The sequence below is a fragment of the Vibrio rotiferianus CAIM 577 = LMG 21460 genome, assembly GCF_002741985.1.
GTDB lineage: Bacteria > Pseudomonadota > Gammaproteobacteria > Enterobacterales > Vibrionaceae > Vibrio > Vibrio rotiferianus.
This window is the reverse complement of record NZ_APHW01000056.1, coordinates 1-1,913: the sequence shown is the minus strand read 5'-3', so window position 1 is coordinate 1,913 and position 1,913 is coordinate 1. Positions and strand designations below refer to the sequence as shown.

3 tRNA genes and 1 rRNA gene are annotated in these 1,913 nt (G+C 49.7%); all 4 read right to left on the bottom strand.

Annotated features, from left to right (window positions below):
* Positions 1-346 precede the first annotated feature (346 nt).
* Positions 347-422 (bottom strand) — tRNA-Val (locus B853_RS15745).
* A 30-nt stretch (positions 423-452) separates the two neighbouring features.
* A tRNA-Lys gene (locus B853_RS15740) sits at positions 453-528 on the bottom strand.
* Positions 529-530: 2 nt separating this feature from the next.
* Positions 531-606 (bottom strand) — tRNA-Glu (locus B853_RS15735).
* A gap of 89 nt (positions 607-695) precedes the next feature.
* Positions 696-1,913, bottom strand: a 16S ribosomal RNA gene (locus B853_RS15730); the annotation flags it as partial.

Below are 1,913 nucleotides of genomic sequence, written 5' to 3'. Positions count from 1 at the left end.
ATCCACGTGTACGCTTAGTCACTTAACCATACAACCCGAAGGAGTTCGAGTTGATGAACAAGTCACCAAAGTTGTCTGCAATTTTTATACATGATGCAGACTCGATTTTGCCGGACTCAAATTCCAAGAACACTTGAATGTGTTGTATTGGTGTTTGTCATAAAGACAAACATTGAGAACTTTACAATCAACAATAAATTGTTGATTTGTCAGCTTTCCAAATTGTTAAAGAGCTATGTTTCTTCACAAGGAAGTACATTTTCTAAAGACTTTCAGAGTCGAGGATTCTAACCACATCCGTTTTATTGAAGTGGTTTGGAGTTGTCATCCAAAAATACTTAGAGAATGGTGGGCGATACCGGGCTCGAACCAGTGACCCCCTGCTTGTAAGGCAGGTGCTCTCCCAACTGAGCTAATCGCCCACATAAGTTTTAATTCTTCGTGGAGAAGAATGGTGGGTCGTGCAGGATTCGAACCTGCGACCAATTGATTAAAAGTCAACTGCTCTACCAACTGAGCTAACGACCCAATGGTATCCCGTAGGGGAGTCGAACCCCTGTTACCGCCGTGAAAGGGCGGTGTCCTAGGCCTCTAGACGAACGGGACACTGGATTGAAGATATTGGGATATCTTCGTCTCTTTTACTTATAAACCGTATCAATCTGTGTGGACACTCATCGTGAGTAATCATCGTATAAGGAGGTGATCCAGCGCCAGGTTCCCCTAGCGCTACCTTGTTACGACTTCACCCCAGTCATGAACCACAAAGTGGTAAGCGTCCTCCCGAAGGTTAAACTACCTACTTCTTTTGCAGCCCACTCCCATGGTGTGACGGGCGGTGTGTACAAGGCCCGGGAACGTATTCACCGTGGCATTCTGATCCACGATTACTAGCGATTCCGACTTCACGGAGTCGAGTTGCAGACTCCGATCCGGACTACGACGCACTTTTTGGGATTCGCTCACTCTCGCAAGTTGGCAGCCCTCTGTATGCGCCATTGTAGCACGTGTGTAGCCCTACTCGTAAGGGCCATGATGACTTGACGTCGTCCCCACCTTCCTCCGGTTTATCACCGGCAGTCTCCCTGGAGTTCCCGACACTTACTCGCTGGCAAACAAGGATAAGGGTTGCGCTCGTTGCGGGACTTAACCCAACATTTCACAACACGAGCTGACGACAGCCATGCAGCACCTGTCTCAGAGTTCCCGAAGGCACCAATCCATCTCTGGAAAGTTCTCTGGATGTCAAGAGTAGGTAAGGTTCTTCGCGTTGCATCGAATTAAACCACATGCTCCACCGCTTGTGCGGGCCCCCGTCAATTCATTTGAGTTTTAATCTTGCGACCGTACTCCCCAGGCGGTCTACTTAACGCGTTAGCTCCGAAAGCCACGGCTCAAGGCCACAACCTCCAAGTAGACATCGTTTACGGCGTGGACTACCAGGGTATCTAATCCTGTTTGCTCCCCACGCTTTCGCATCTGAGTGTCAGTATCTGTCCAGGGGCCGCCTTCGCCACCGGTATTCCTTCAGATCTCTACGCATTTCACCGCTACACCTGAAATTCTACCCCCTCTACAGTACTCTAGTCTGCCAGTTTCAAATGCAATTCCGAGGTTGAGCCCCGGGCTTTCACATCTGACTTAACAAACCACCTGCATGCGCTTTACGCCCAGTAATTCCGATTAACGCTCGCACCCTCCGTATTACCGCGGCTGCTGGCACGGAGTTAGCCGGTGCTTCTTCTGTCGCTAACGTCAATAATGCAGCTATTAACTACACTACCTTCCTCACGACTGAAAGTGCTTACACCGAAGCCTTCTTCACACACGCGGCATGGCTGCATCAGGCTTGCGCCATTGTGCAATATTCCCCACTGCTGCCTCCCGTAGGAGTCTGGACCGTGTCTCAGTTC